General features: G+C 52.3%; 23 protein-coding genes and 1 tRNA gene. 14 read left to right on the plus strand and 10 right to left on the minus strand.

The window, feature by feature from the left end; all coding sequences use genetic code 11:
* The first annotated feature begins 17 nt into the window (after window positions 1-17).
* From J0L72_05125 to rimO, 4 genes are read left to right on the plus strand one after another with little or no spacing between them, the layout of a single operon-like run.
* Window positions 18-1,547, plus strand: coding sequence for a carbohydrate ABC transporter permease (locus J0L72_05125; protein MBN8690161.1), 1,530 nt, complete (start codon window positions 18-20; stop codon window positions 1,545-1,547).
* Between the two features lie 3 nt (window positions 1,548-1,550).
* Window positions 1,551-2,885 (plus strand): thymidine phosphorylase, encoded by a 1,335-nt coding sequence (locus J0L72_05130; GenBank protein MBN8690162.1) that lies wholly within the window; start codon window positions 1,551-1,553, stop codon window positions 2,883-2,885.
* Between the two features lie 7 nt (window positions 2,886-2,892).
* The gene (locus J0L72_05135; protein MBN8690163.1) at window positions 2,893-3,801 is read left to right on the plus strand and encodes a glycosyltransferase; all 909 of its coding nucleotides are present in this window, start codon (window positions 2,893-2,895) and stop codon (window positions 3,799-3,801) included.
* Between the two features lie 15 nt (window positions 3,802-3,816).
* Window positions 3,817-5,202, plus strand: coding sequence for a 30S ribosomal protein S12 methylthiotransferase RimO (gene rimO, locus J0L72_05140; protein ID MBN8690164.1), 1,386 nt, complete (start codon window positions 3,817-3,819; stop codon window positions 5,200-5,202).
* A gap of 205 nt (window positions 5,203-5,407) precedes the next feature.
* Here rimO and J0L72_05145 read toward each other — a convergent pair whose 3' ends face one another.
* Window positions 5,408-6,853 (minus strand): hypothetical protein, encoded by a 1,446-nt coding sequence (locus J0L72_05145; protein MBN8690165.1) that lies wholly within the window; start codon window positions 6,851-6,853, stop codon window positions 5,408-5,410.
* Between the two features lie 340 nt (window positions 6,854-7,193).
* On the opposite strand from J0L72_05145, the gene rpmH reads away from it, so the two are divergent.
* The 5 genes from rpmH to J0L72_05170 are packed head-to-tail and all read left to right on the plus strand — an operon-like array spanning window position 7,194 to window position 10,047.
* Window positions 7,194-7,331, plus strand: coding sequence for a 50S ribosomal protein L34 (gene rpmH / locus J0L72_05150; GenBank protein ID MBN8690166.1), 138 nt, complete (start codon window positions 7,194-7,196; stop codon window positions 7,329-7,331).
* Between the two features lie 47 nt (window positions 7,332-7,378).
* On the plus strand, window positions 7,379-7,660 hold the full coding sequence (locus J0L72_05155; protein ID MBN8690167.1) for a ribonuclease P protein component: 282 nt from the start codon (window positions 7,379-7,381) through the stop codon (window positions 7,658-7,660).
* A complete protein-coding gene (gene yidD / locus J0L72_05160) occupies window positions 7,633-7,842 on the plus strand; it encodes a membrane protein insertion efficiency factor YidD (protein ID MBN8690168.1) in 210 nt (69 codons plus the stop codon). Before J0L72_05155 ends, yidD begins: the two co-directional genes overlap by 28 nt.
* Window positions 7,843-7,845: 3 nt before the next feature.
* Window positions 7,846-9,168: a membrane protein insertase YidC gene (locus tag J0L72_05165; protein MBN8690169.1), complete on the plus strand. Its 1,323-nt coding sequence runs from the start codon at window positions 7,846-7,848 to the stop codon at window positions 9,166-9,168.
* A 36-nt stretch (window positions 9,169-9,204) separates the two neighbouring features.
* Window positions 9,205-10,047 carry a KH domain-containing protein gene (locus J0L72_05170; GenBank protein MBN8690170.1) on the plus strand — a complete coding sequence of 281 codons (843 nt, stop codon included), beginning with the start codon at window positions 9,205-9,207 and terminating at the stop codon, window positions 10,045-10,047.
* A 61-nt stretch (window positions 10,048-10,108) separates the two neighbouring features.
* Here the strand turns inward: J0L72_05170 and J0L72_05175 are convergent, their stop codons facing one another.
* Entirely contained in the window at window positions 10,109-11,227 is a 1,119-nt protein-coding gene (locus J0L72_05175) for an FAD-binding oxidoreductase (protein MBN8690171.1), read from the minus strand.
* 25 nt (window positions 11,228-11,252) lie between these two features.
* A tRNA-Gly gene (locus J0L72_05180) sits at window positions 11,253-11,327 on the minus strand.
* A 58-nt stretch (window positions 11,328-11,385) separates the two neighbouring features.
* Here J0L72_05180 and J0L72_05185 point away from each other — a divergent pair.
* Window positions 11,386-12,129 carry a 1-acyl-sn-glycerol-3-phosphate acyltransferase gene (locus J0L72_05185; protein MBN8690172.1) on the plus strand — a complete coding sequence of 248 codons (744 nt, stop codon included), beginning with the start codon at window positions 11,386-11,388 and terminating at the stop codon, window positions 12,127-12,129.
* Here the strand turns inward: J0L72_05185 and J0L72_05190 are convergent.
* Window positions 12,026-12,655 (minus strand): hypothetical protein, encoded by a 630-nt coding sequence (locus J0L72_05190; protein MBN8690173.1) that lies wholly within the window; start codon window positions 12,653-12,655, stop codon window positions 12,026-12,028. The two genes, J0L72_05185 and J0L72_05190, sit on opposite strands and share 104 nt — an antisense overlap.
* A gap of 23 nt (window positions 12,656-12,678) precedes the next feature.
* Here J0L72_05190 and J0L72_05195 point away from each other — a divergent pair, with 23 nt between their 5' ends.
* Window positions 12,679-13,767, plus strand: coding sequence for an acyltransferase (locus J0L72_05195; GenBank protein MBN8690174.1), 1,089 nt, complete (start codon window positions 12,679-12,681; stop codon window positions 13,765-13,767).
* Here J0L72_05195 and J0L72_05200 read toward each other — a convergent pair.
* Both J0L72_05200 and J0L72_05205 read right to left on the minus strand, forming a co-directional pair.
* Window positions 13,681-14,343 carry a polysaccharide deacetylase family protein gene (locus tag J0L72_05200; protein ID MBN8690175.1) on the minus strand — a complete coding sequence of 221 codons (663 nt, stop codon included), beginning with the start codon at window positions 14,341-14,343 and terminating at the stop codon, window positions 13,681-13,683. The genes J0L72_05195 and J0L72_05200 overlap by 87 nt on opposite strands.
* The gene (locus J0L72_05205) at window positions 14,343-15,173 is read right to left on the minus strand and encodes a 7-carboxy-7-deazaguanine synthase QueE (GenBank protein ID MBN8690176.1); all 831 of its coding nucleotides are present in this window, start codon (window positions 15,171-15,173) and stop codon (window positions 14,343-14,345) included. The genes J0L72_05200 and J0L72_05205 overlap by 1 nt, the downstream gene beginning before the upstream one ends.
* Here J0L72_05205 and J0L72_05210 point away from each other — a divergent pair.
* Window positions 15,172-15,924 (plus strand): ChaN family lipoprotein, encoded by a 753-nt coding sequence (locus tag J0L72_05210; GenBank protein ID MBN8690177.1) that lies wholly within the window; start codon window positions 15,172-15,174, stop codon window positions 15,922-15,924. The genes J0L72_05205 and J0L72_05210 overlap by 2 nt on opposite strands.
* On the opposite strand, the gene J0L72_05215 is transcribed toward J0L72_05210, so the two are convergent.
* Window positions 15,921-16,346 (minus strand): 6-carboxytetrahydropterin synthase, encoded by a 426-nt coding sequence (locus tag J0L72_05215; GenBank protein MBN8690178.1) that lies wholly within the window; start codon window positions 16,344-16,346, stop codon window positions 15,921-15,923. The two genes, J0L72_05210 and J0L72_05215, sit on opposite strands and share 4 nt — an antisense overlap.
* 64 nt (window positions 16,347-16,410) lie before the next feature.
* Complete coding sequence (gene queC / locus J0L72_05220) at window positions 16,411-17,100, minus strand: 7-cyano-7-deazaguanine synthase QueC (protein MBN8690179.1); 690 nt, start codon at window positions 17,098-17,100, stop codon at window positions 16,411-16,413.
* 35 nt (window positions 17,101-17,135) lie between these two features.
* Between queC and J0L72_05225 the strand changes: the two genes are divergently transcribed.
* Window positions 17,136-17,471, plus strand: a complete 336-nt coding sequence (locus J0L72_05225; GenBank protein MBN8690180.1) for a hypothetical protein — start codon at window positions 17,136-17,138, stop codon at window positions 17,469-17,471.
* 46 nt (window positions 17,472-17,517) lie between these two features.
* Here the strand turns inward: J0L72_05225 and J0L72_05230 are convergent, their stop codons facing one another.
* Window positions 17,518-18,987: a hypothetical protein gene (locus tag J0L72_05230; GenBank protein ID MBN8690181.1), complete on the minus strand. Its 1,470-nt coding sequence runs from the start codon at window positions 18,985-18,987 to the stop codon at window positions 17,518-17,520.
* A 124-nt stretch (window positions 18,988-19,111) separates the two neighbouring features.
* Here J0L72_05230 and uvrA point away from each other — a divergent pair, with 124 nt between their 5' ends.
* The gene (gene uvrA / locus J0L72_05235) at window positions 19,112-20,980 is read left to right on the plus strand and encodes an excinuclease ABC subunit UvrA (protein ID MBN8690182.1); all 1,869 of its coding nucleotides are present in this window, start codon (window positions 19,112-19,114) and stop codon (window positions 20,978-20,980) included.
* Window positions 20,981-20,983: 3 nt separating this feature from the next.
* On the opposite strand, the gene pdxH is transcribed toward uvrA, so the two are convergent.
* Window positions 20,984-21,595 carry a pyridoxamine 5'-phosphate oxidase gene (gene pdxH / locus J0L72_05240; GenBank protein MBN8690183.1) on the minus strand — a complete coding sequence of 204 codons (612 nt, stop codon included), beginning with the start codon at window positions 21,593-21,595 and terminating at the stop codon, window positions 20,984-20,986.
* Window positions 21,596-21,687 lie beyond the last annotated feature (92 nt).

The raw sequence follows: 21,687 nt of genomic DNA on the forward strand, positions 1-21,687 counted from the left end.
TTAAACTGGTTTCTAGCATGCCACTAGTAGGAAAGGTCGGCCGAAAACGAGCTCGGGCTCGAATCGCGATGGGAGTGATTTACACCATCTTGATTTTGGGCGCCTTGACGACGATCTACCCTTTCCTTCTCATGGTCACCACCGGATTCACCGGCCCCACTGACCAAAACGAGAACAAGCTCATTCCAGCGTTTTGGAGCGATGCACAGAAAGTTGAAGACAAGTTCTTCGACGACAAATATGCTGGTAACGCAAGTTATTTGGCGATGGTAAAAGCTAGGCCAGAAGACGGAAAGCAACTCGCCGAATACGAGAAATTCCTAACAGAGTTGGATCCGATGCAGTGGCACGCAGGATTTCGAACCGCGCCGAACCAGGTGACCTCAAAACTATCCCTGAAATATCAATCTTGGTTGCGCGATAAATTTTCTTCAATTGACAAGCTCAACGTCGCCTACATCGAAGAGAACATCGCGTTTCAAACTGTCCAGCCGCCAATAGAACAGCTCGACAAGAAAGGGTGGAAACCGCGCGTGGGGCAAAAATGGGCTGACTGGTTGGAATTCAAGAAGTCGCTCGGTCCCGAATTCCGAATCCCAATGCTCCGGTCCAGAATGGTCCAGGAGTACATTCGGGCCAAGTACCAGAACCAGATTGGACAAGTTCCGCCCGAAATCGCGGGTCCTGCCAAGACCTTTGAGGAACTGCGAATTGATCCCCAATCGGAAATTTTCAAAGAATTCGAGGCGAAGGCACTGCCAGATGGCCTGAAAGACGGTGGTCCGGAAGCTAGATGGGATGCCAAATTTGGAACGGTCATGCCGGTCCGGTCTTTCGATCAGCAATTCGTCGTCGCCCACAGTAGCGAGATCAAATCAGAATTCACCTCACGTAACTATCGCTACGTTCTGGACTACATGCTTATCAACGGGCGTGCGATCGCGAACACAGCGCTATTTTGTTGCCTTGTCATCCTCACCCACCTCATCGTAAACCCTTTAGCGGCGTACGCGCTGAGCCGGTACCCGCTCCCCTCTTCTGGGAAGATTCTCATTTTCTTGCTCGCGACAATGGCCTTTCCAGCAGAAGTGGCGATGATCCCCTCGTTCCTTTTGCTAAAGGACCTGCATTTGCTGAATACCTTTGCCGCGTTAGTTCTGCCCGGAGCGGCAAGCGGCTATATGATTTTCTTGCTCAAAGGGTTCTTTGACAGCTTGCCGCAGGAACTCTATGAGAGCGGTCAGCTTGATGGCGCTAAGGAGTGGACAATGCTGCGCAAGATCGCCTTGCCGTTGAGCAAGCCCGTATTGGGCTACCTCGCGTTGCTCAGCTTCATGGGTGCTTACGGTGCCTTCATGTATGCGTTTTTGGTCTGCCAAGACCGTTCGATGTGGACGATCATGGTGTTCATTTATCAACTCCAGAACACTGCACCAAAGGCCGTGATGATGGCCGCGGTCACCATCGCCGCTATTCCAACTTTGATCGTGTTCTTGCTTTGCCAGCGCGTGATCATGCGTGGCATCGTTTTGCCGGGTGAACGCTGATTTATGAACATTGTTAGGCTCATCGAGAAGAAGCGTGACGGTGGAGAGCACACCAGAGAAGAGATTCAATTTATCGTCGAAGCGGCCGCCGCTTATGAAACGCGCCCAGACTATGAAGGATCGCCGAATGGTGTCAGCAAAGCTCAACTCGCGGCATGGCTGATGGCCGTAGTTTGGCGTGGAATGACTCTCGACGAGACCGCGCTGCTCACCCAAGCGATGGCAGAGTCGGGCGATCAGCTCAATCTCGATGGGCTTCCAAAACCGTGGGCCGATAAGCACAGCACTGGCGGAGTCGGTGACAAAACCACTTTGGTGGTGCTCCCAATGATGGCCGCGTGCGGTTTGACCTCCGTGAAAATGAGTGGTCGCGGACTTGGCAAAACCGGTGGAACCATCGACAAACTCGAGTCGATCCCAGGTTTTAGAACCAACTTGTCGCTTGAGGAAATGAAGTCACAGGCTGCAAAAATCGGGATTGCTTTGACGGGCCAGAGCGGGCAATTGACTCCTGCCGATAAAACCCTGTATGCATTGCGCGATGTGACGGGGACCGTTGCCAGCATCCCGCTCATCGCGAGTAGTGTCATCAGCAAGAAAATCGCTGGCGGGGCGGAAGTGATCTCAATCGACCTCAAATGCGGTTCTGGAGCCTTCATGGCGGACATCGAATCGGCCAGAAACTTAGGGCAGACGATGATCGAAATCGGGAAGCGGCTCGGACGAAAAGTGGGGGTCGAAATCACCGATATGGACCAGCCATTGGGGCGCGCCGCCGGAAATTTGAATGAAGTTCAGGAAGCAATTTGGACGCTTTCGAACGACGGGCCGAAGCGGTTTACAGAGCTTTGTATCGAACTTTGCGCGGGCGCGCTGCTCGCCGCTGGAAAAGCAAACAACCCTGATGACGCTCGGGAGAAATCGGAACAATCGCTGATCAGCGGCCGAGCTCTTGCCTTGTGTGCAGAGTGGTTCAAAACTCAAGGGTCGACGCTTTCTCTAGAGGAGATTTGTGCCCTGCCGCTAGCGGCGCATGAGGTCAATGTTTGCGCGCCAAGAGCAGGTTGGATTTCGCGAATTTCAGCGGATGCTGTCGGTCAGGCAGTGGTAGATCTCGGAGGAGGACGCCATGGTCTCGACGACCAAATTAACCATTTGGTTGGAATCAGCACCCTCAATGAGATCGGTGAGGAAGTAGAGTGTGGTCAGCCGATCTTTGAGATTCGTGCCGCGACTGAAGAAAGTGCTCAATCCGCCGAATTGGCACTATCCGCCGCGATCGAAATCTCCGATAATCCGGTTGAACGTCGCCCGGTTGTGATCGAAAAGCTGAGTTAAGACCTGCATGAACCTTCCAAAAATTACCGTTATCACACCGAGTTTCAACCAGGGCCAGTATCTGGAGGAAACACTTTTTTCTATCATTTCCCAGCGATATCCGAATCTCGAATTGATTGTGATTGATGGCGGTTCCACGGACAATTCCGTTGAAGTCATCAAGAAATTTGCTGATCAAATCACCTTTTGGGTCAGCGAAAAGGACTCGGGGCAGACGAATGCGATCAACAAGGGGCTCGCCAAAGCAACTGGTGATATCGTCGCGATCTTGAACTCCGATGACACCTACCTTCCAGGAGCTTTGGACTTTGTTGGAGAGCAGTTTGCCGCTGATCCGAGCCTGAAATGGATGACCGCGCCAAGTTTGTACTTTGGCCCAAGTCGTGGCGAGCAAAAGACGGAAGTCATGATTCCGGAAGTACCGGATTCTCCGGGGAGGTGGTTGGTTCGACAGACGGTGGCGCACCCGTCGACTTTCCTAAGAAAAGAATTGCACGATAAATATGGTCCGTTTGACGAGAGCTTCTACTTTGGAATGGACTACGAGTATTGGTGCCGACTCGCTTTTGGCGGAGAAAAGTGCCGAACATTTGGGCGACCGCTCTCGGGATACCGAATGCACGGAGATAGCAAATCGGTTTCGGCTGTCGAGCGAAAGACCGCCGATATGGCGCGCATTTTGGAAATGTACGGGGCAAAATTGTCGCCACTGGAGCGAGCCAAGATCGAGCGGCAGCATCAACGGCAAAACGCTTCGAATGAACTGTACCAAGCTGTCTGGTTGTTGATTGACGGAAACCGACCGGGTGCTATGCAAAAGTGGATGAATGCGGTCAAACGTCACCCGGATGTGCGGTTCACAAAGGCGTACTGGACAACGGGATTGCGCATTCTTTTGAATAAGCCGCCGAAGTAGATTCATAATAGGGGGATGTCCAAACCCCAGAACGTGCGCATCATCACGCTTGGATGCGCCAAAAATGAAGTGGACTCCGAAGAAATCGCCGGAGTCTTGCAAGGTTCTGGATATTCCGTGGACGGTGGAGCTCCCCACGCAGACGTCACCATCATCAACACTTGCGGCTTCTTGGAAGCAGCAAAAGCCGAGTCGATTGAGGCGATTAAGAAAGCTGTTCGATCAAAGGGGCAAGGAAAAGTCATCGTCGCTGGATGCCTTGCTCAACGTATGGGTGAAGAGCTGGCACGTTTGGCACCAGGCGCCGACGCCTACATTGGTGTTGGACAGATGGGCCGATTTGACCAGATTGTCAAGACAACCCTAAACAGTTCCGAGCGGTTGATGGAAGTCGGTCCGCCGCACCATATCTGGGCTGAAGTGGAGACGCGCACGCGGCCCGGCAATCCGTGGTCTGCATACCTAAAGCTCAGCGAAGGGTGCGATCATCGCTGCACTTTTTGCACAATTCCAAGCTTCAGAGGCAATCACCAAAGCAAACCGATAGAGAGAGTTCTGCAGGAGGCTAACCATTTGGTTAGAACCGGCGTTCAGGAACTCAACCTCATCGCGCAAGATGTCACGCAGTACGGGTTTGATCTCTACAAAGAATTTACGCTGCCGAAGCTGCTCAAAGAGCTTAACAAGATTGAGGGCCTGCGGTGGATTCGATTGCTGTACTTCTATCCGAATCGACTGACGCCTGAAGTCATTGATGCAATGGCGACCCTGGACAAGGTGTTGCATTACATCGACATCCCTCTCCAGCACACCCATCCAGAAACGCTCAGGCGAATGAAGCGACCGTGGGACGGTGATCGCTACCTGAAACTGTTTGAAGACCTCCGATCGGCGATGCCAAACGCGGCGATTCGAACGACGTTCATCGTTGGATTTTTTGGAGAAACCGAAGAAGAATTCAACCATATGGTGAAATTTGTCCAGCAGGCTCAATTGGACCGTGTTGGCGCATTCCTGTTTAGCAAAGAACCTGGAACCCCTAGTTTTGACATGCCGAACCAGGTTCCGCATCGCACCAAAACAAAGCGATACGACAAACTCATGCGCGTGCAACAAGGCATCAGCCTTCGAAAGAACCGTGATTGGGTCGGCAAAGAGATCGACGTGCTGGTCGAGGAAGTGAAGGATGGATGGAGTGCTGGAAGAAGCTTTAGAGACGCTCCAGAAATCGACGGCCTGACTTACGTCCGGGGCGAACATCCGCTAGGCACTTTCCAACGCGTACGGATCGTCGATGGCGCCGAATATGATCTCTACGGTGAACTTGCATCAGAGCCTACGGGACCAGTTCAGAGGCAATTGAGGCCTTTGCGAATGGCATCACCCAACCGACCGCTATAGGTTCAAATGCAAAGAGGCCCGGCCAAAATTGGCCGGGCACTGCTTTTTGTCTGTTGCGTCACGAACGGAAAAAAACCGAAATCAAAAGCTGGCGGCAAACGAAACGACTGAGCTCACGTTCAATCTTGCAACACAAAAATCGAATCAAACTGGTTGGACCCCTTCGACGAGATTCGGGCTCGGAAGGGATCCTTCAGTCTATAAATTAACCTCTAAGTAGCGAGAGAACGCTTTGTGGAGCCTGGTTCGCTTGAGCAAGCATCGCCACACCACTCTGCTGGAGGATTTGATACTTGGTCAAGGTCGTCATTTCTGCTGCAACATCAACGTCTCGGATAGTTGACTCAGTTGCTGCGAGATTCTCTCGTTGGATTCCCAAAGATCGGACGTTGGATTCCAGGATGTTTCGCATGAAGTTACCGATTCCGCCTCGGGCCGTTGCGATGTCCTGAATCGCCTTATCGATCACCTGAATGGCTTCTTGGGCACCGGCAGCGCTCATGATGTTGATGCTGCTCAAGTTCTTGCTGCTGACCACGCCTTTGCCGAGTTCCGATGCAGTGTAGTTGCCGAGCGACAAACTCGTTGTCTCGTTAGCATTTCCACCGATTTGGAATGTAGCGCTACCCGCCGTGACCGTGCCACGTGCTGCCGCAGCCATGCTGAGGTTGCCGTTTTCAGTCATTCGGATGACGTTGTTGTAGATGTCTCGAAGCTCCAATCCTTGACCCGAATTAAAGGTCACAGTGGTCAATCCACCTGCTGTGGAACCATTGATATCAACGGTGACATCAGCCACAGCATCGACACCTGTGTCAGACACGGCGCCTGGCGATGTCAAGAGAATTCCAGTAGAGTCGACAAGATCCACTCGGGCGTTCGAACCAAAGGCATTCGAAGAAAGAGTTACCGCACCGGATGGAGCCCAAGTTGCTGTAACACCGGTCTGTGCCGATGCTGTATTCACTCGGCTGACGATGTCAGCGATCGTGTCAGAACCGTTTGCAGTGAATGTCACGCCATTGATCGTGAACGATCCTGCGCTAACCACCGAAGTTGCCAAGGCATAGGTCGCGGTTGCAGCAACGCTTGCTCGCTCAGCCGAGGTGACCATATCTACAGTCACGGTCGTGTTCTGGTTCAGAGCATAGCCACCAAACACGCCGCTGAAGCTCATATTTTCCACGTTGGCGCCGCTCGTGCTGATTGCCACGGTTCCACTAGATCCGTCGAGCAACTTCTTCTTTCCGAAAGCGGTGCTTTGCGAAATTCGAGTGATCGACTGGATGATCGAGTTAAGCTGGGTTTGGTTGGCTTGGCGTTGAGCTTCGTCCAAAGTCGCGGTGTTACCACTAGCAACCGAGAGCGAACGGGCATCTCGAAGAAGTCGGTTGACTTCGTCCAAGGACGCTTCAGCCGTCTTTGAATAGTTGATGGCGTCTTGATTGTTGCGGATCGCTTGATCAATGCCAGAAATCTGTGCTCGGAACGATTCCGAGAGAATCAAACCGGCTGGATCATCACCAGCGTTGTTGATTCGAAGACCTGTCGAAAGACGGGTCATGCTGTTACCATAGTTGTCGCCGGTCTGCTGCAGAATACGCAGCGAGGTCATAGCGAGAGTGTTCGTATTTACGCGAAATGCAGACATGTTTTTTGTTCCTCCGTGATCGCAACGTTCAACCATCCTTGGTTGGCTTCTGGGCACTGGTTGGGGGCCAGAAGTGCTGCGCTCGAAAGGTGTATTCCAGGTAAACCTATCAGGTTAACCTAGTAAAAATACTGGTATTAACGCATTTTTACCAGTATTCGCAAAAAACAGTATTTTGATGGGGCATTTTGAACCTAATCCCTCTCTTTTGGACACTTGCAAAAAGTCAAAAAAGTTGAATCGTTTCCAGAAATTGACCCATCGGTTGAGAACGCTAGATTCACTGAGGTATCCTTTCGGTTCCTTATACAACTGGCCCTAAGTTGGCCCGGACAGATTTATGAAGCGCACTTATCAGCCTAACAACCGCCACAAGTTCACCACGCACGGATTTCGAGTGCGAATGCGAACCACTGACGGACAAAACATCCTCAAGCGACGACGACTGAAGGGTCGACACCGACTGGCAGCACGATAAAGCAAAGCCTCAGCCCCAAACGATTCGACCAAGTCTTCCGTTCCTCATTGACCGCAAAGGGAGACTACATTCGGGTTGTTGCCACATCAGGGCAGGGCTATTTTGGTTTTGCCATCGCGCGCACCATTGGTTGCCACGCCCGAAGAAACAGACTCAGAAGGCGACTCCGATCCATCGTTGTATCCACGCCCACCCCAGCTCACCTCGACTTTTGTGTGGTGGGACTTCGAAACGCAGATCGCGCACCGCACGCAGTACTTAAGGAGGAATTCACCCAGCTCATTGCTAGGATCGAACAGGAATGGGAAGAAAGATCGGCATCTGGCTAATTCGGCTCTACCAAAAATCAACCCGTTGGAGGCCCGCTACTTGTCGCTACTCACCTACTTGCTCGGAATACACTCTTCAAGCGATTGAAAAATATGGCCTTATCAAAGGATCATGGATGGGTTTCAAGCGGATTTGCCGCTGCAATCCATTCTTCCCAGGAGGCCATGACCCTGTCCCATAAATCATGAGTCAACCTCAAAAACCCGGTTCAAATATCATGACGGCGTTGTTGCTTGCAGCAACCATCTTCTTGGGCATGAACATGCTCACTGGCGGCATGAACAAGCCGGCGGATGTCCGAAAGGCATCGGAGATTTACGCCAATCTACAAAAGATGAATGCTGAAGGGCGCGAGGTCAGCATCCAATCCGAGCTTCACGCCTACCAAGGCCGTTTGAATGAAGAAGCCCGGAATTCCAAGGAGGAAAAGGCTGTCACCGATTCAAAGCAGCTCAAAGCACTCTTGCTCGCTGCTCATGCCCAAACAAAGGCAGGACTCGATTTCAACAAAATTGATCGCTTGCAAAACGCGTTCAACGCTCTTGATGGTGCCCGAAAGACGTACGGGTCAATGCCGATCTGGGAAAACTTGGAAGTGGGGGTGACGCCTGGAAAGAATTACCCAGACTCCCGAATCACTGCCTCTTCGCTGTACGAAAAGACGGTCACCGAACTAAGCGCCAGAAATAAGGTGGACTTGGTTTGGGGATTCTTCCCAGGCTATGCCGCGATTGACGGATTGGTCAAGCTCACCGGCAGCGCACCAAGTTTCAGCTACGCCTTCGCCGCATTTCTTCTCGCACTGGTGGTCCGTGCAATCGTTTATCCACTCGCTCAAAAACAGCTGATGTGGTCTAAGCAGATGATGCAGCTGCAGCCGCTGGTAAAAGAGATCAAGGAAAAGTACACCAACAAGCAAGGCCAAGTCACGGATTCTGTCGCGATGCAGAAAGACACGATGGGCCTATACAGCGACTACGGGATCAACCCAGCCGCTGGATGTGGCCCCGCTCTGTTGCAGCTTCCATTGTTCCTATTGGTGTTCCAGTCGATGCTTCACTACCGATTTGAATTCCTTAAGGGCACCTTCCTCTGGATCAATCCAGGAACCCACGCGGCAATGGGCAATTTTGTCGCCCCAAATTTAGGGCAGTCGGACACTTTGCTACTCGTGATCTACGGCGTCTCGATGGTTGTTGCAACCTATCTTCAGCCTGTTAACGATCCCAGCAATGCCAAACAGCAACGCATCATGGGTGTGGCGGTTTCGGTCGCTGTCACCGTGATGATGTTCTTCTATCCTCTCCCAAGCGCGTTCGTGCTGTATTGGATTTTCTTAAACTTGTTCTCGACCGCGCAATCGCTCCGAGCGGCCAAGCTGCCTGTTCCACCACTGACCAAGGTGGCAACATCGGCTGGTGGCGCAAGAGCTAAGAGCGGCTTCTTCCAAAAGCTTATGGAAGAGTCCGAACGCCAAATGAACGAGAAGAACAAGAACAAAAAATAACAATCGACAATTTGTAATCGCAAGGAAACAAAAAACATGGAAACATTGGAGCTTCAAGCCAAGACCATCGACGAAGCAAAGCAAGCTGCTGCAAAGCAACTTGGAGTAGCCGTCGATCAAATTGACCTCAAGGTCATCGAAGAAACCGCCGGGCTTTTCGGCAAGAAGAAAATGAAGGTCGAAGTGACCGTCATCGACAAAGACGCCAAGGCACCTGCCAAGCCTGCCCGCGCAAAGAAATCCCCCGCCAAAGCAGAGCCAGAACCAGAGCCCGCGCCAGAAAAGGCTGTTGTGGAGTCTGCTGCGCCAGCAGAGAAGCCAAAACGCACCTCCAGAGCTTCGAGCAAGAGTGCTAAGGAAGAAAAGCCAGCTAAGGCAGAAGAGCCAAAGTCAGATGCGCCAGCTGAACCAGAAGTCATAGCTACAGAAGCTGATGCCGACGAAATCATGGAAATCGTTGGCGAAATTCTGGACTTTGCTGACTTCGATGTCGACATCACCCTCAAGAGCCTAACGGGTAAGTACGTGAATCTCGAACTCGCGGGCAAAGACGCCGCTCACGTGATCGGCAAGCACGGCGAAGTTATTAACTCGTTGCAATACCTTTCTAACCTCGTGATCTCCAAGAAGGTCGCCTCTGGTGCACGTGTGTCGATCGACGGCAACAACTATCGCCAGCGACGAGAAGAGACGCTCACCAAGCTTGCTCAGGAAGTCGCCGAAGAAGTTCTAAAGCGCGGCGAAGAAGCTGTGTTCGATTCGCTGCCAGCTTTCGAGCGACGCATCGTCCACAAGGCGCTCTCTGAATATGAAGGAGTTACAACGTACAGCGAAGGCGAAGAGCCAAATCGTCACGTTGTGATCGCACCGACAAAGTAACCTCGAATCCTTGCGAGCGAAATGGGCCGAGAAGCTTGTCTTCTCGGCCTAATTTCGTTTCTCAGCAAAGTTTTTCTGCGACAAGTTCGCCCACGATTGGCAAGAGGGCAACTCCCATCCCATTGCATCCAGCAACCGAAAGAACGCCACCCGCAATCTCTGTCAATTCGATTGTCTTCGACGGAGTAAAGCCCATCATCCCTGCCCAGCGATGTTCGATTTCGAATGCTTCGCCCTGGACAAAATGCCGCGTGAGAAACTCCTCTAACCAGTTCTGAATTCGATCCGAGGTCTCCATCGCAGTAGTGCGCTCTTCGTCGAACGCTTGATTGCGCCCGCCACCTAGCAGGACTCGTCCGCCGGGCAAGTGCCGCCAGTAGACAAAGCCTTCATCCATGTGAAATGTGCCATTGAGCTGCAAGCCTGCTATTGGCTTCGTCACCATAACCTGGCCGCGAGCGGGTTCGATCTGGAGTTCTGGCACGATCAACGGTCCAAACGCATTCGTGCAGAGCAAAACTATCCGTCCACGGATTGAATGACCGTTCTTCAGAGAAGCTCGGTCCTTCTCCACTGCCTGTGCTTCGGCATTAAGCAGGATACGTGCGCCCATGCCTTGGATCAATTGGTGTAGTTTGCTCAAGGCCCGACCGCTGTGAATCGCACCATCGAGCCGGTTTTTGACCATTAGGTCAAACTTCTTCATGCCCTGCGATGCGATCTCATGGGTCGCATCCGAGAACACTTCCTCTTCTCCGAGGGCTCGCACTAGGTTAGAATTCAGGGCAGATATATTCGCCTTCACCGAATCGAAGAACGGCAGTTCTTGGGTCAATAGCTCGTATCCAAAGCACGGTTCGTATCCGACCGATTCAGGTCCGAGAACGTCTACGATTTTGCGAATCCCGCGCAGGCGCATTGCAGCATTTTTGAGCGTATCCGCCTCGCCGATGCGTTCAAAATCGCTGATCATCTCGCTTGGACTGCCCATGCAAGCAAATCCAGCGTTCCTGATCGATGCACCAAAAGGCCGGCAATCTCGGTCGAGAATGACCAATTTGCAGCTTGGGAAGCGCTTGAGGATTTCGTACGCGCACCAGGACCCAGCAAAACCGGCACCGACGATGACAAAGTCCCATTCGGTCTGAAACGGCTCCAGCTCCCACCAGCTCAGGTTCATTGTGATTGGCACCGATCGGTAGGGATGGAGCGGGTGACGAGATTCGAACTCGCAACATCAACCTTGGGAAGGTCGCGCTCTACCATTGAACTACACCCGCATCCTTACGGATTCATTGTGCACCGTGGAGAGTTCGTTGTCAAGCTATACTGTTTGGCGTGGGAGATAGAGGCACAGCCTGGTACCGGTTCATTCGAGCGCTCGTTCGGACGCTGGTCTACCCTGCTTTAGGTGGCTTTCGCGTTCTTCGCCGTGAGCACGAACCCCTGGAGGGCCCGATTATTGTCGCACCAGTCCACTTCAGCTTCTTGGATCCGCCCATTGTTGCGTGTTCGATGAAGCGCGCCATCACCTTCATGGCCAAGGAAGAACTGTTTAAGCCGTTTCTATTTGGCCCTCTGATCAAGAGCCTGGGAGCGTTTAAGGTTCGCCGCGGTTCGGGGGATACCGAAGCAATCAAGCTGGCGATCAAATTGTTGAAGGAAGGCCGCGCAGTCCTCATGTTCCCAGAAGGGACCCGTGGCAACGGCGAGACCCTTGGCCAGATCACCGCGGGCGCAGCGATGCTCGCGAAGCGTACAGGAGCCAAAGTCCTGCCGGTGGGGATTCACGGAACCTACAACGTACTACCGAAGGGCCAGTCGAAACCCAAGCGACACCGGATGGTCGTAGCTTTCGGAGAACCATTTACCTATGCCGACTGCGAAATTGAGGGCGACGACAAGGCAACTCGCGAGAAATTTAATCAACTCCTGGAGGATTGGCTTCTAGAAGCGACAAGAGCGGCTGGGCTAGAACTTAAAAGGCCACTTTCGCAGAAAAGCCCAGAAAAGTCTCTCGATCCCGCACCGTCCAACGAAGCAGTTGATCCCGCGAAATCTGAATCTCCATCCCACCCATGAGCTGGTGCGAGTCATGTTCGGCGATTAGCCTCACATCGTTGGTGAATGGATATCGAAACGCTAAAAAGAATCCGTCAAACCTTCCCGTTCCGGCACCGATCGTAACATCCGTGGGAGTCATCCCATTGATATCCTGATCGTTGTTGAAACGCAACGTAGCCGCGCCATAAAAACCTCTGCCTCGAACCGTATTCCCGACGGTATCCACCACACCCAACGTGAACCCGAACCCGTAATCTGGAATCGCAGGGACAAGGTTTATCGCTAAATCTAGGCTGGCATCACCTCGATCTTTACCTCTCAACTTTTCGTAGGTGAACCCGAACTCATACATGTTCCCGAAACTACCGATCAACGAGAGATTTCTGTTGTTGATGCTGGCACCTTCAGCAAGAAAATCGAGGCGCAAAGTACCGAGTTGGGGGCGTACTGCGGTGGGCACAAACACCAATTTCTCAGCGCGAACCGACCCCACCAAGAAAATCGAAACCGCAAAACAAAGCAATTGGCGCATCTTGCAGACCATACCAGAGTGTCTACACTAGGAGCATGGCAAAAGAGTTGCCTAAACGACTGGAATTTATCGAAGGGATGCGCGGGATTGCTGCCCTTTATGTCGTGCTGCAACATATCGTTACACTCACCGACCCCTACGGCAAGCTGCCTTTGCCTGGTGCGATCAAAGCGGTCATGGGGAGTCTGCTATACGGCCATTTCGCCGTCTCAGCGTTTATTGTGTTGTCAGGTTTTTGCCTTCAAATGGCACTATTCCAGCGAGGAGACGGCACCCTGACCGATGTCGAGTCGTTCCTGATCCGGCGGTGCCGCAGAATTCTTCCGCCGTACTACGCTTGCCTCGCGTTCTCAGTGCTGGTCGTCCTCACGGTGACGACCAAGCAATCTGGAATGCCGTGGGAGCAGTACTTGCCGCTCACCACAGAGAACTTGATGGCTCATGTGCTGATGATTCATAACTTCAGCCGCGACTGGATGTATAAGATTAACGGTGTACTTTGGTCGATTTCAATCGAGTTTCAGCTGTACTTTTTGTTCCCACTGATCTGCGCCGCGATGGTGAAATTCGGAATTTTGCGCAGCCTGATCTGTTCAGGTTTGATCGCAACCGGTTGTCTTTTGTTATTCCCGGTCACCGAGAAGTTGTACATTTGGTATTTCGGCCTCTTTGTGCTAGGCATGGCTTCGGCACGTTGGACATTTGATCAACAATTCCAGGGCTTAGGACTGCGCAGATTTGGATTTGGGTCCTTCGGATTGTTCTTACTGGCCTGCCTTTCGACGCAATGGACCAAAGAACTCGCAATCCGAGATCTTCTGATGGGGGGATCGATTGCACTGATGCTGGTGTATTGCAGCAAGGACATTGCAGGTTGGCTACCTAGGCTTTTGAGCAATCGAATGCTCGCCGTCTTGGGGACCTTTAGCTACAGCCTCTATTTGATCCACCACCCGATTTTACAAATCGTCTACGTCTCCCGGCCTGTGATCATGCAAACCCCGCTGCGATCGGTAGGCTATATGTTTAGCATCGGGCTATTGATGGCCATCGCTTGCTCGTTCGTCTTCTTCTGGTTCTTCGAGCGGCCATTCCTGCGCTCCAAGAGCTCTCAGCCGAGCTAGTTCACTAAACGTCGCGACTTGGTGTGGCGACTGCGCCAGGTAGCTCAGCAACTGTTGATGGGCCGACAGGTCAATGGAAGGCTCACCTTCACCGACGCCCATGAAAGCAAATACCAGCCAAGAGTTTGGCGGAGCGTGCTCGATAAATCCGATCAACTCCGGCCCTGAATAGTTATCACAGTAGAGAGCCCTGATTGGGAGCCCGGACCCAATTCGATTGATTCCTTCTACTCCTGTTCGAGTGAATAGAACAGGATTTTGGAGCGGTTGATCGAAAGCTCTTTGAGCAATGCTCTGGCAACGTTCGCCAAAGAACTCGAAAACAAACTCGTTCGTTTCTCGAATTAATTGATCTGAATGTGTTGAAAATTCTGAGAGCACTCCGCCGTTGCCAATCTCGTGTCCAGCAGCATGAGCTTCGCGCCAAACTCTTGGTCTAGCCAAAACTTCGCTAGGATCGATGAAGAATGTGCCCTTGAACCCAAAGGCATCTAGCGCCGGTAACACGATCTCGGCATGCCCGATCGTAGAGCCATCGTAGGTCAAACTCACGTACGTCAGGCCTGTGGTCAGCATTATGTGGCTCGCGTATCACCAAACAGGTCGATCTGCAACCTCGGACCAAGCCGCCATCCCTTCTCCACACAAACTTTAACGAGAAGCCTGGCTGTCTCCCATATTCGCGACACGTCTCGTCCTTCGGGCATGAGAAATACTGGAGCATCTCCAATTTGTAGTTGAGTCAGGATTTGTTCGATTTCCGAAACATCTCGATCAATTGATTCCGCGGCGACGACAAATTTCAGCTGGCTCGGATAGCTTGAAAGCAACGAATTGAGTGCCTCAAAGTTCAAGCGCGTAGTCTCATGACGATCCGCCCATACCGCGTCATCCGTCGGCGTCGAATGTGAGAGTTTCGGGCTGATCGACATCAAGTCGCACTCAAGTTCTCGGAAAACTGTTCCAGCGGTTTCAATTGTGATGTGGTGCCCAGCATCCTTTAGCCGACGACATAAATCCGATGTAGCATCAAAAATCATCGGCTCTCCACCAGTGATCACAATGTTTCGGTTTCCGAAAGATTTAGCTTGCTCCATGATCGCGTCAATCGACAAAACAGGCCCCTCGGGATTCCAGCTCGCATACGGTGTATCGCACCAAACACACCTCAAATTGCATCCAGAAATGCGCACGAAAGTGCTCGGTGCGCCAGCGAGCAATCCTTCACCTTGAAGGCTCGAAAAACTCTCTGAAATTCTTAGGTTTGCCACCGCTATTAAAGGATAGAATAATCTTATGCTTCCAGTTTGGATCGCCGTTCTTGCCGCATCACAAGAGGTGAATGTGTACCAACTCGATATTGGGCCAAACCGCAGTTTTGTGGCAAAAAGTGGGTTCACCAGCATGTCGGACGGTACTTCAGCGACAGCCGCCGCCATCGCTCAGGCTGCCGATGGATACACCTACTTACTGTTCGGCGAGCAGCACGATAACCAAAACCATAAGGAAGCCGTGGCCCAGATCATTCAGGCCCTTGTCGATCGTGGCCGAATTGTCTCGGTGGGCTTAGAAATGTTCACCCGCCCCAACCAAGGCAACCTTTACAATTGGTCGCTAGGAAAATGGGATGAGTCCACCTTTATCGAGCAATCGAATTGGAAGAGCCAATGGGGATTTGATTATTCGATCTACCGACCGATGTTTGAAGCAGTGAAGCAGAACCGGCTTCCGCTAGTCGCGCTGAACATTCCTCGGGAATGGGTCCGAACAGTCAGCCGCAACGGTCCAGAGTCTCTTCCCGCCGAAGCCCGCGAACAAGTGCCGCCAATCGATACGAACAACAAGGACCACCAGGCTGTCTTTGGCGCATTAATGGGAGGGCATCCACCCAGCGACGGGATGAAGAACATCTATGCCGCTCAAGTACTTTGGGATGTCGCAATGGCCGATTCCGCACTTAAAGCCATGAATCGCTGGCCGCACAATCCAAAGCGGATCATGGTCATCCTTGCTGGATCGGGGCACGTCATGTATGGCCAAGGAATAAACTATCGACTGCATCAGCAGGCAGGAGTGAATTCACTCAGCGTGATTGGCGTCGATTCCAGCCAATCGGTTCGTTCGGGAATTGGTGACTACACCTACGTTGGCGGCTAGTCAATACCGAATTCGGCCCAACTGCTCGGCGTTTCCCAAACTCGGACGCGCTCGACTTGCGTGCGTCCTGCAGGGATGCTAAACGTCAAGCCGTCTTTGTTTTTGCCTTTCCACCCTGTACGCAGGATTTCGGCGACCGCTTCGAAGATGTCCCGAGCGATGACCTCTGTGGTGGGGTCTTGATCTTCATACACGATCATCGCGTCGCCATACGCTTTGACCAAACTTTTCATCATCGGGTCATTTGAGTTGATTGCCATCGAATGATCAAACATATCGATGAAATCCTTCATGGCTAGTTTGAGCGCTGAGAAGTCGACCACCATATCGTTCGCATCCAGCTGTTTGGCGACCAAGACAATCTCAATTCGGCGGGTGTGACCATGCGGAAATCGGCAGCTTCCAGGATGCTTACTGAGCATGTGCCCAGACTCCACTGTGAAACTCTTACAAATTCGGTAAACGCCCTGACTCAAAACATCCCTATTATGATGCGCCCAACACAGGATCTGACATTCCGAGCTCTTCAAACGCTCGCTTCCGGATCAGGCAAGAGTCGCAATGGCCACACGCCTTCCCGGTTGGCGACGGGTCATAGCAAGAGTGGGTCTTTCCATAATCCACCCCTAATCTCAGCCCTTCTTCGATGATCTCGCGCTTGGTCAGGTGGATGAGCGGCGTATGGATTTTGAGCAAATTGCCCTCCACCGCCGCCTTAGTGGAGAGATTTGCCATGGCTTCAAACGCTGAAATGAACTCTGGTCGGCAATCAGGATAGCCGCTGTAGTCCACAACATTCACCCCGATTCCGATGTCGTTTGCGCCGATAACCTCAGCGTACGCGAGGCCGTAGCTCAGGAATATGGTGTTCCGTGCAGGCACATAAGTGATTGGAATTTCATCCGCTACGAGATGATCTTTGGGCACCTCAATGTCAGCAGTGAGAGCACTACCTCCAAAATTGCGAAGGTCAATTTCGATGATCTTATGGTCGCGCACCTTCAGAAACTCAGCGGCTTCTTTCGCAGCTTGCAATTCCGCATGGTGCCGCTGGCCGTACATGAAGCTGAGTGCGTAAAGCTCATACCCAGCCTCGCGAAGCATTGCTCCCGCGGTCACCGAGTCCAGTCCACCACTCAGCAACAAAATTAGCTTTGGCACATCCACAAACACCATTATGAATCAGCAGCAAATTGAACTAAAATAGCGGCATGAATCAGCTCATGGACAGTCCTCTCATCGCGAGCTTGCTGGAATCAGATTTTCCCGAAGAAGTGGTCGTGATCCAGCTAGACCGGGATCCGAATAAGCATCTCTGTCTCCGGGCCGAAAACGTGCCCGGTTACGATGTGGTTCATGGACTCGGATGCACCAAGTCCATCGAAGATGCCCATGCGATGATGCAGTTTTATGGATTTCCGGGCCACCCGACGACAATTCGATTTGAAGATGCACGTCAACTCGCCAAGACGAAGCAAGATCCTGTGGCGGGTTTGCTGCTCGAAGATGGCCTGGGCAACTGCATCGCCTTCCACTTTGTGAAATAAAAAACGCCCAGCCGGATTGGCTGGGCGTTCTTGATTCTGACTGAACTTACAGGACTCTTCGATAGCTGAAATTCAGCGTTCGCTTCTCGTTTGGCTTCAATCGCACCGTCCATTTCGCAGATGTGTACGGATTGAGCTGATTGATCCGTTGGTTCATCTTTCGAGATTCGCCGCCGCCATCGAGCGAAAGCAACTCGCCATTGAATCCAGTTTCGATTTCGATGAGGGCATCTTCTTTCTTCATGTTCTGAATGTCGATTTTGCCGTTGCGCACCACCCGCTGGTGGGTAACGTTGTCGATCACGACCGTATCACTGGAAGTCTCCGTGCCTGTAAACCGAGCTGGAATGTCCATTGCCCGGGCGAGTCGCAGAGTGCCATCCGCTCCTGCCGGCGTGTACTTGAGCATATCTTGCCCAACAAGATTGTTGTTCTTGTAGGCTGTAGCTGGCGCGGTGGTCAGTGGCACACCACTGGTATTTTTGAACTTGATCGTCTGCCAAGTATCCGGAACAGAGTCCCCGATTTCCTCAGCGGGAATATCAAGTGTGTAGAGCGTCGAATAGGTCGTCGCGTTCTCAAACAGAACGAAATAGCCTTTCTCTCCACGCTTCAGTTCAACCTTCTTGCTGCGATAGTAGAAAAGTTCGCCGACAGCATCGCCATCAGCTGGACCTGCTTCGAACGCCTTCTCCATCGAAAATCCCGCATCTGCGGCTGGTGCTCGATTTTGCATCGCTCCACCACCTGCAAATCCTCCTGGCATACCGGCAGATCCGCGAGCGTTCATCTGGGCTGTAAACAGTGTAAACGGATCGTTTTCGTACAAGAACGGGATGTTTGGTGCGCCGGCCACGAACGATAAGTCGGCATCCTTCAGATCTCCAATTTCATTTGTCACCGAGGTTCGCATCGTGAGCTTTAACCGAGAATCGTCCAAGATGTCCACCCAGTACATCGGCGTCCAGTCTAGGCCAGGTTCGACGCTGAGCAAATACAGGGATCCCGGGCCATTCGCTTTTACGCGCAATCCACCAGTGCTCGTCGCCACCTCAGTGGTCGTCTTCACATTGCCCTTGATCAAAGCTTGAGTGATATCGTTGACATTGACGATCTCCAAGCCCTTATCCGTCTGCACCATCGCCACGCTATTGATGTCGATGAGCTTGCCAACCAGCTTGACGTTTCGGCTAGTGGTCAATTCGACTTCGGCCCCTTTGTTGAGGGCAAGAAGCACCGGAATCGACTGGGCGACTGCTTGAACTTTATCGGTCACCGTGGTGTTGACCATTGATTCTAACTTGAGACCTGGCGAGCCATAAACCCAGAACGTTCCCATCACCGATGGGGTTATGCTGCCGATCATCGTGTCGCCGTCAGCGTCCAATTCCACTTTTCGAATCACGGCGGTGTATCCGTTTTTGTACAGCGCGCCTTGAACGATCTGCGGAACTTTTACATCACTGGCACCGGGTGCCATAACGGCCGATAAAGCCAAAGCATAAATAGATAGCATTTGTTTGAAGTTTCCTCCGATTCAGTTATGAAACGCCTGACTAGCACGCGGTGGTTCGCCAAATGAGAATTTTTTGCGAGCGGCATCTCAATCATAGTGGTATTCTTTCGTCTACCTTTTAGCTATGGCTCAGGATAAAATCGTCGTCGTTGGAGCTCGCGAAAACAATCTCAAAAACGTCACCGTTGAGATTCCTCGCGATCAGTTGGTGGTGATCACCGGGCTTTCTGGTTCCGGAAAATCCAGCCTGGCGTTTGATACCATTTACGCCGAAGGTCAACGTCGCTACGTGGAGTCACTCAGCGCCTACGCACGTCAGTTCCTCGGTCAGATGGACAAACCAGACGTGGACCACATCGACGGGTTGTCCCCCGCTGTGAGCATCGATCAGAAAAGCAGTAGCAAGAATCCGCGCTCCACGGTGGGGACTGTCACCGAAGTCTATGATTACCTTCGAATTCTCTTCGCCCGTGCAGGCGTGCCGTTTTGTCCAAACGGACATGGCCCGATCGAACGGCAATCTACGGACCAGATCGTCGACCGAGTCCTCGGATTCGCAGACGGAACGAAGATCCAAGTCCTGTCACCAGTGGTCCAAGGGCGCAAGGGCGAGTACAAAAAAGAAATCCAGGAAGTCGCTAAGGCAGGATTTGTCCGCGTTCGAGTAGATGGACAGATGTATGAAGTTACGGACGACATCCCGATGGATCGATACAAGCAGCACACCATCGAAGTTGTTGTTGACCGTTTGGTTAAAAAAGAGGGGCAGGAACGTCGTCTTGCCGATTCCGTCGAAAGTGCGCTGAAGATGGGTAAGGGACTGGTCAATATCAGTTGGCAAGCTCCCGATGAATCCGGAGACGACTGGAAGGACGAGCTCTTTAGTGAGTCGTATTCATGCGCCCAATGCGGCTTCAGCATGCCTGAACCGGAGCCTCGCATGTTCTCATTCAACTCCCCGTACGGAGCATGCCCAGAATGCACCGGATTGGGAACGAAGACCGAATTTGACCCGCAATTGGTCATCCCGAATTGGTCGGTCCCACTGAAAGATGGAGCGATTGCGCCATTTGTTTATAAGAGCGGTGAGACCAAAGATTGGTGGCCCGACGTTCTGACAGCCGTGGGGGAAGCGGCCGGATTTGATGCTTCTTTGCCCGTAAATGAAATCAGCGACGAACACATGCAGGTCGTTTGGAATGGCCTCAAAGACCCGGTCACAGTCCGTATGAAGATTGGCCGCGGTGAACGAAAATTCAATACGCAATGGGACGGCGTCTTTGGCACATTAAGAAAGAAATATGAGCAGACCGAAAGTGAGTGGGTGAAGAAAGACCTGGAGCAGTACATGAGCACCAAGCCATGTCCTGTTTGTGCGGGTCAACGCCTAAAACCGGAAACTCTCAGCGTGCGCGTGGCCGAGCGCAACGTCGCCGATATCACCCAGATGCCAGTTTCGAAGGCAGTCGAGTTCTTTCGTGAGCTCCCGTCGAAGCTCAGCTCACGACAATTGGCGATTGCTGACCGTGCAGTCAAAGAGATCATCGAGAGGCTCAGCTTCCTCAATGATGTTGGGCTTGGGTATCTGACACTTGACCGAAACGCGCGAACTTTGGCCGGGGGTGAAGCTCAGCGAATTCGCCTCGCGACCCAAATCGGAAGCGGCTTGATGGGATGTCTTTACGTGCTCGACGAACCGAGCATCGGCCTTCATCAACGCGACAATCGCAAGCTGATCCAAACATTACGCAAACTCAAAAACCTTGGAAACACAGTGATTATCGTCGAACACGACGAGGAGACAATGATGGAAGCAGACTGGTTGATCGACATCGGACCGGGTGCCGGAGAACGCGGTGGCGAGATCATCAATCAAGGCACCGTCGAGCAGTTCCTCAAGCACGACGAGGGAACCGCAGCGTGGCTCAAAGGGATTAAGCAGATCGACATTCCGGCAGAAAGACGCAAGCCAAAGTCGCCCTGCCCGATCTGACGATTACGGCGCCAACCGTTGTCTTTTCCAAGCTCCGCTCTCTAGCCGGAGTTCGAATCGGTCGTGAATCCGGGCTGTCCTGCCTTGCCAAAACTCAAACATGTTCGGGACAATTCGGTATCCACCCCAATGGCCTGGCCGACTAACGACGCCATTTTCAACCATTTGGTTTATTAGCTCTTCAAGCGTGTCCCGGCTCTGAATCGGCCGAGATTGAGGGCTGCTGGCACTCGCGGCACGGCTTTCGACCGGGCGAGATTCCCAATATTGGTCCGACTCTTCATCAGATACCTTTACGATGGAACCTTCAATTCTAACTTGGCGATGAAATTCTGGCCACCAAAAGGTTGCTGCAACCACTGGATTCTCGCTGATTTGAACTCCTTTTCGGCTCTCATAATTCGTGAAGAACGTCACTCCTTGAGAAGAAACATCGCGGGCGAGCACCATACGACAACTTGGCGTATGATCCGCGCCACACGTCGCCAGGGCCATCGCGGTGGGCTCCGGATGCCCTAAAACTCTGGCGGCCGCAATCCAATCTGCGAGCAACCGCCAAGGCTCATCCGGGATGTCTTCAATATTTAGCTCTGAATTGCCGTAATCAGACCGCATCGCTATTCTCTCTTAGGTGATCAAAAACCATCACGCGAAAGTTCTGCTTCATAGATCAAATCCTACCGCACAAGCTGGAATTCCGGAAACAA

This window comes from Armatimonadota bacterium, from assembly GCA_017303935.1.
Taxonomy (GTDB): domain Bacteria; phylum Armatimonadota; class Fimbriimonadia; order Fimbriimonadales; family Fimbriimonadaceae; genus JAFLBD01.

What these genes read in the sequence shown, in the direction of transcription:
- J0L72_05125 (MBN8690161.1), top strand. Translation starts at nt 18, where the DNA reads ATGCCACTAGTAGGAAAGGTCGGCCGAAAACGAGCTCGGGCTCGAATC.
- J0L72_05130 (MBN8690162.1), top strand. Translation starts at nt 1,551, where the DNA reads ATGAACATTGTTAGGCTCATCGAGAAGAAGCGTGACGGTGGAGAGCAC.
- J0L72_05135 (MBN8690163.1), top strand. Translation starts at nt 2,893, where the DNA reads ATGAACCTTCCAAAAATTACCGTTATCACACCGAGTTTCAACCAGGGC.
- rimO (MBN8690164.1), top strand. Translation starts at nt 3,817, where the DNA reads ATGTCCAAACCCCAGAACGTGCGCATCATCACGCTTGGATGCGCCAAA.
- J0L72_05145 (MBN8690165.1), bottom strand. Translation starts at nt 6,853, where the DNA reads ATGTCTGCATTTCGCGTAAATACGAACACTCTCGCTATGACCTCGCTG.
- rpmH (MBN8690166.1), top strand. Translation starts at nt 7,194, where the DNA reads ATGAAGCGCACTTATCAGCCTAACAACCGCCACAAGTTCACCACGCAC.
- yidD (MBN8690168.1), top strand. Translation starts at nt 7,633, where the DNA reads ATGGGAAGAAAGATCGGCATCTGGCTAATTCGGCTCTACCAAAAATCA.
- J0L72_05165 (MBN8690169.1), top strand. Translation starts at nt 7,846, where the DNA reads ATGAGTCAACCTCAAAAACCCGGTTCAAATATCATGACGGCGTTGTTG.
- J0L72_05170 (MBN8690170.1), top strand. Translation starts at nt 9,205, where the DNA reads ATGGAAACATTGGAGCTTCAAGCCAAGACCATCGACGAAGCAAAGCAA.
- J0L72_05175 (MBN8690171.1), bottom strand. Translation starts at nt 11,227, where the DNA reads ATGAACCTGAGCTGGTGGGAGCTGGAGCCGTTTCAGACCGAATGGGAC.
- J0L72_05190 (MBN8690173.1), bottom strand. Translation starts at nt 12,655, where the DNA reads ATGGTCTGCAAGATGCGCCAATTGCTTTGTTTTGCGGTTTCGATTTTC.
- J0L72_05195 (MBN8690174.1), top strand. Translation starts at nt 12,679, where the DNA reads ATGGCAAAAGAGTTGCCTAAACGACTGGAATTTATCGAAGGGATGCGC.
- J0L72_05200 (MBN8690175.1), bottom strand. Translation starts at nt 14,343, where the DNA reads ATGCTGACCACAGGCCTGACGTACGTGAGTTTGACCTACGATGGCTCT.
- J0L72_05210 (MBN8690177.1), top strand. Translation starts at nt 15,172, where the DNA reads ATGTCGGACGGTACTTCAGCGACAGCCGCCGCCATCGCTCAGGCTGCC.
- J0L72_05205 (MBN8690176.1), bottom strand. Translation starts at nt 15,173, where the DNA reads ATGCTGGTGAACCCACTTTTTGCCACAAAACTGCGGTTTGGCCCAATA.
- J0L72_05215 (MBN8690178.1), bottom strand. Translation starts at nt 16,346, where the DNA reads ATGCTCAGTAAGCATCCTGGAAGCTGCCGATTTCCGCATGGTCACACC.
- queC (MBN8690179.1), bottom strand. Translation starts at nt 17,100, where the DNA reads ATGGTGTTTGTGGATGTGCCAAAGCTAATTTTGTTGCTGAGTGGTGGA.
- J0L72_05225 (MBN8690180.1), top strand. Translation starts at nt 17,136, where the DNA reads ATGAATCAGCTCATGGACAGTCCTCTCATCGCGAGCTTGCTGGAATCA.
- J0L72_05230 (MBN8690181.1), bottom strand. Translation starts at nt 18,987, where the DNA reads ATGCTATCTATTTATGCTTTGGCTTTATCGGCCGTTATGGCACCCGGT.
- uvrA (MBN8690182.1), top strand. Translation starts at nt 19,112, where the DNA reads ATGGCTCAGGATAAAATCGTCGTCGTTGGAGCTCGCGAAAACAATCTC.
- pdxH (MBN8690183.1), bottom strand. Translation starts at nt 21,595, where the DNA reads ATGCGGTCTGATTACGGCAATTCAGAGCTAAATATTGAAGACATCCCG.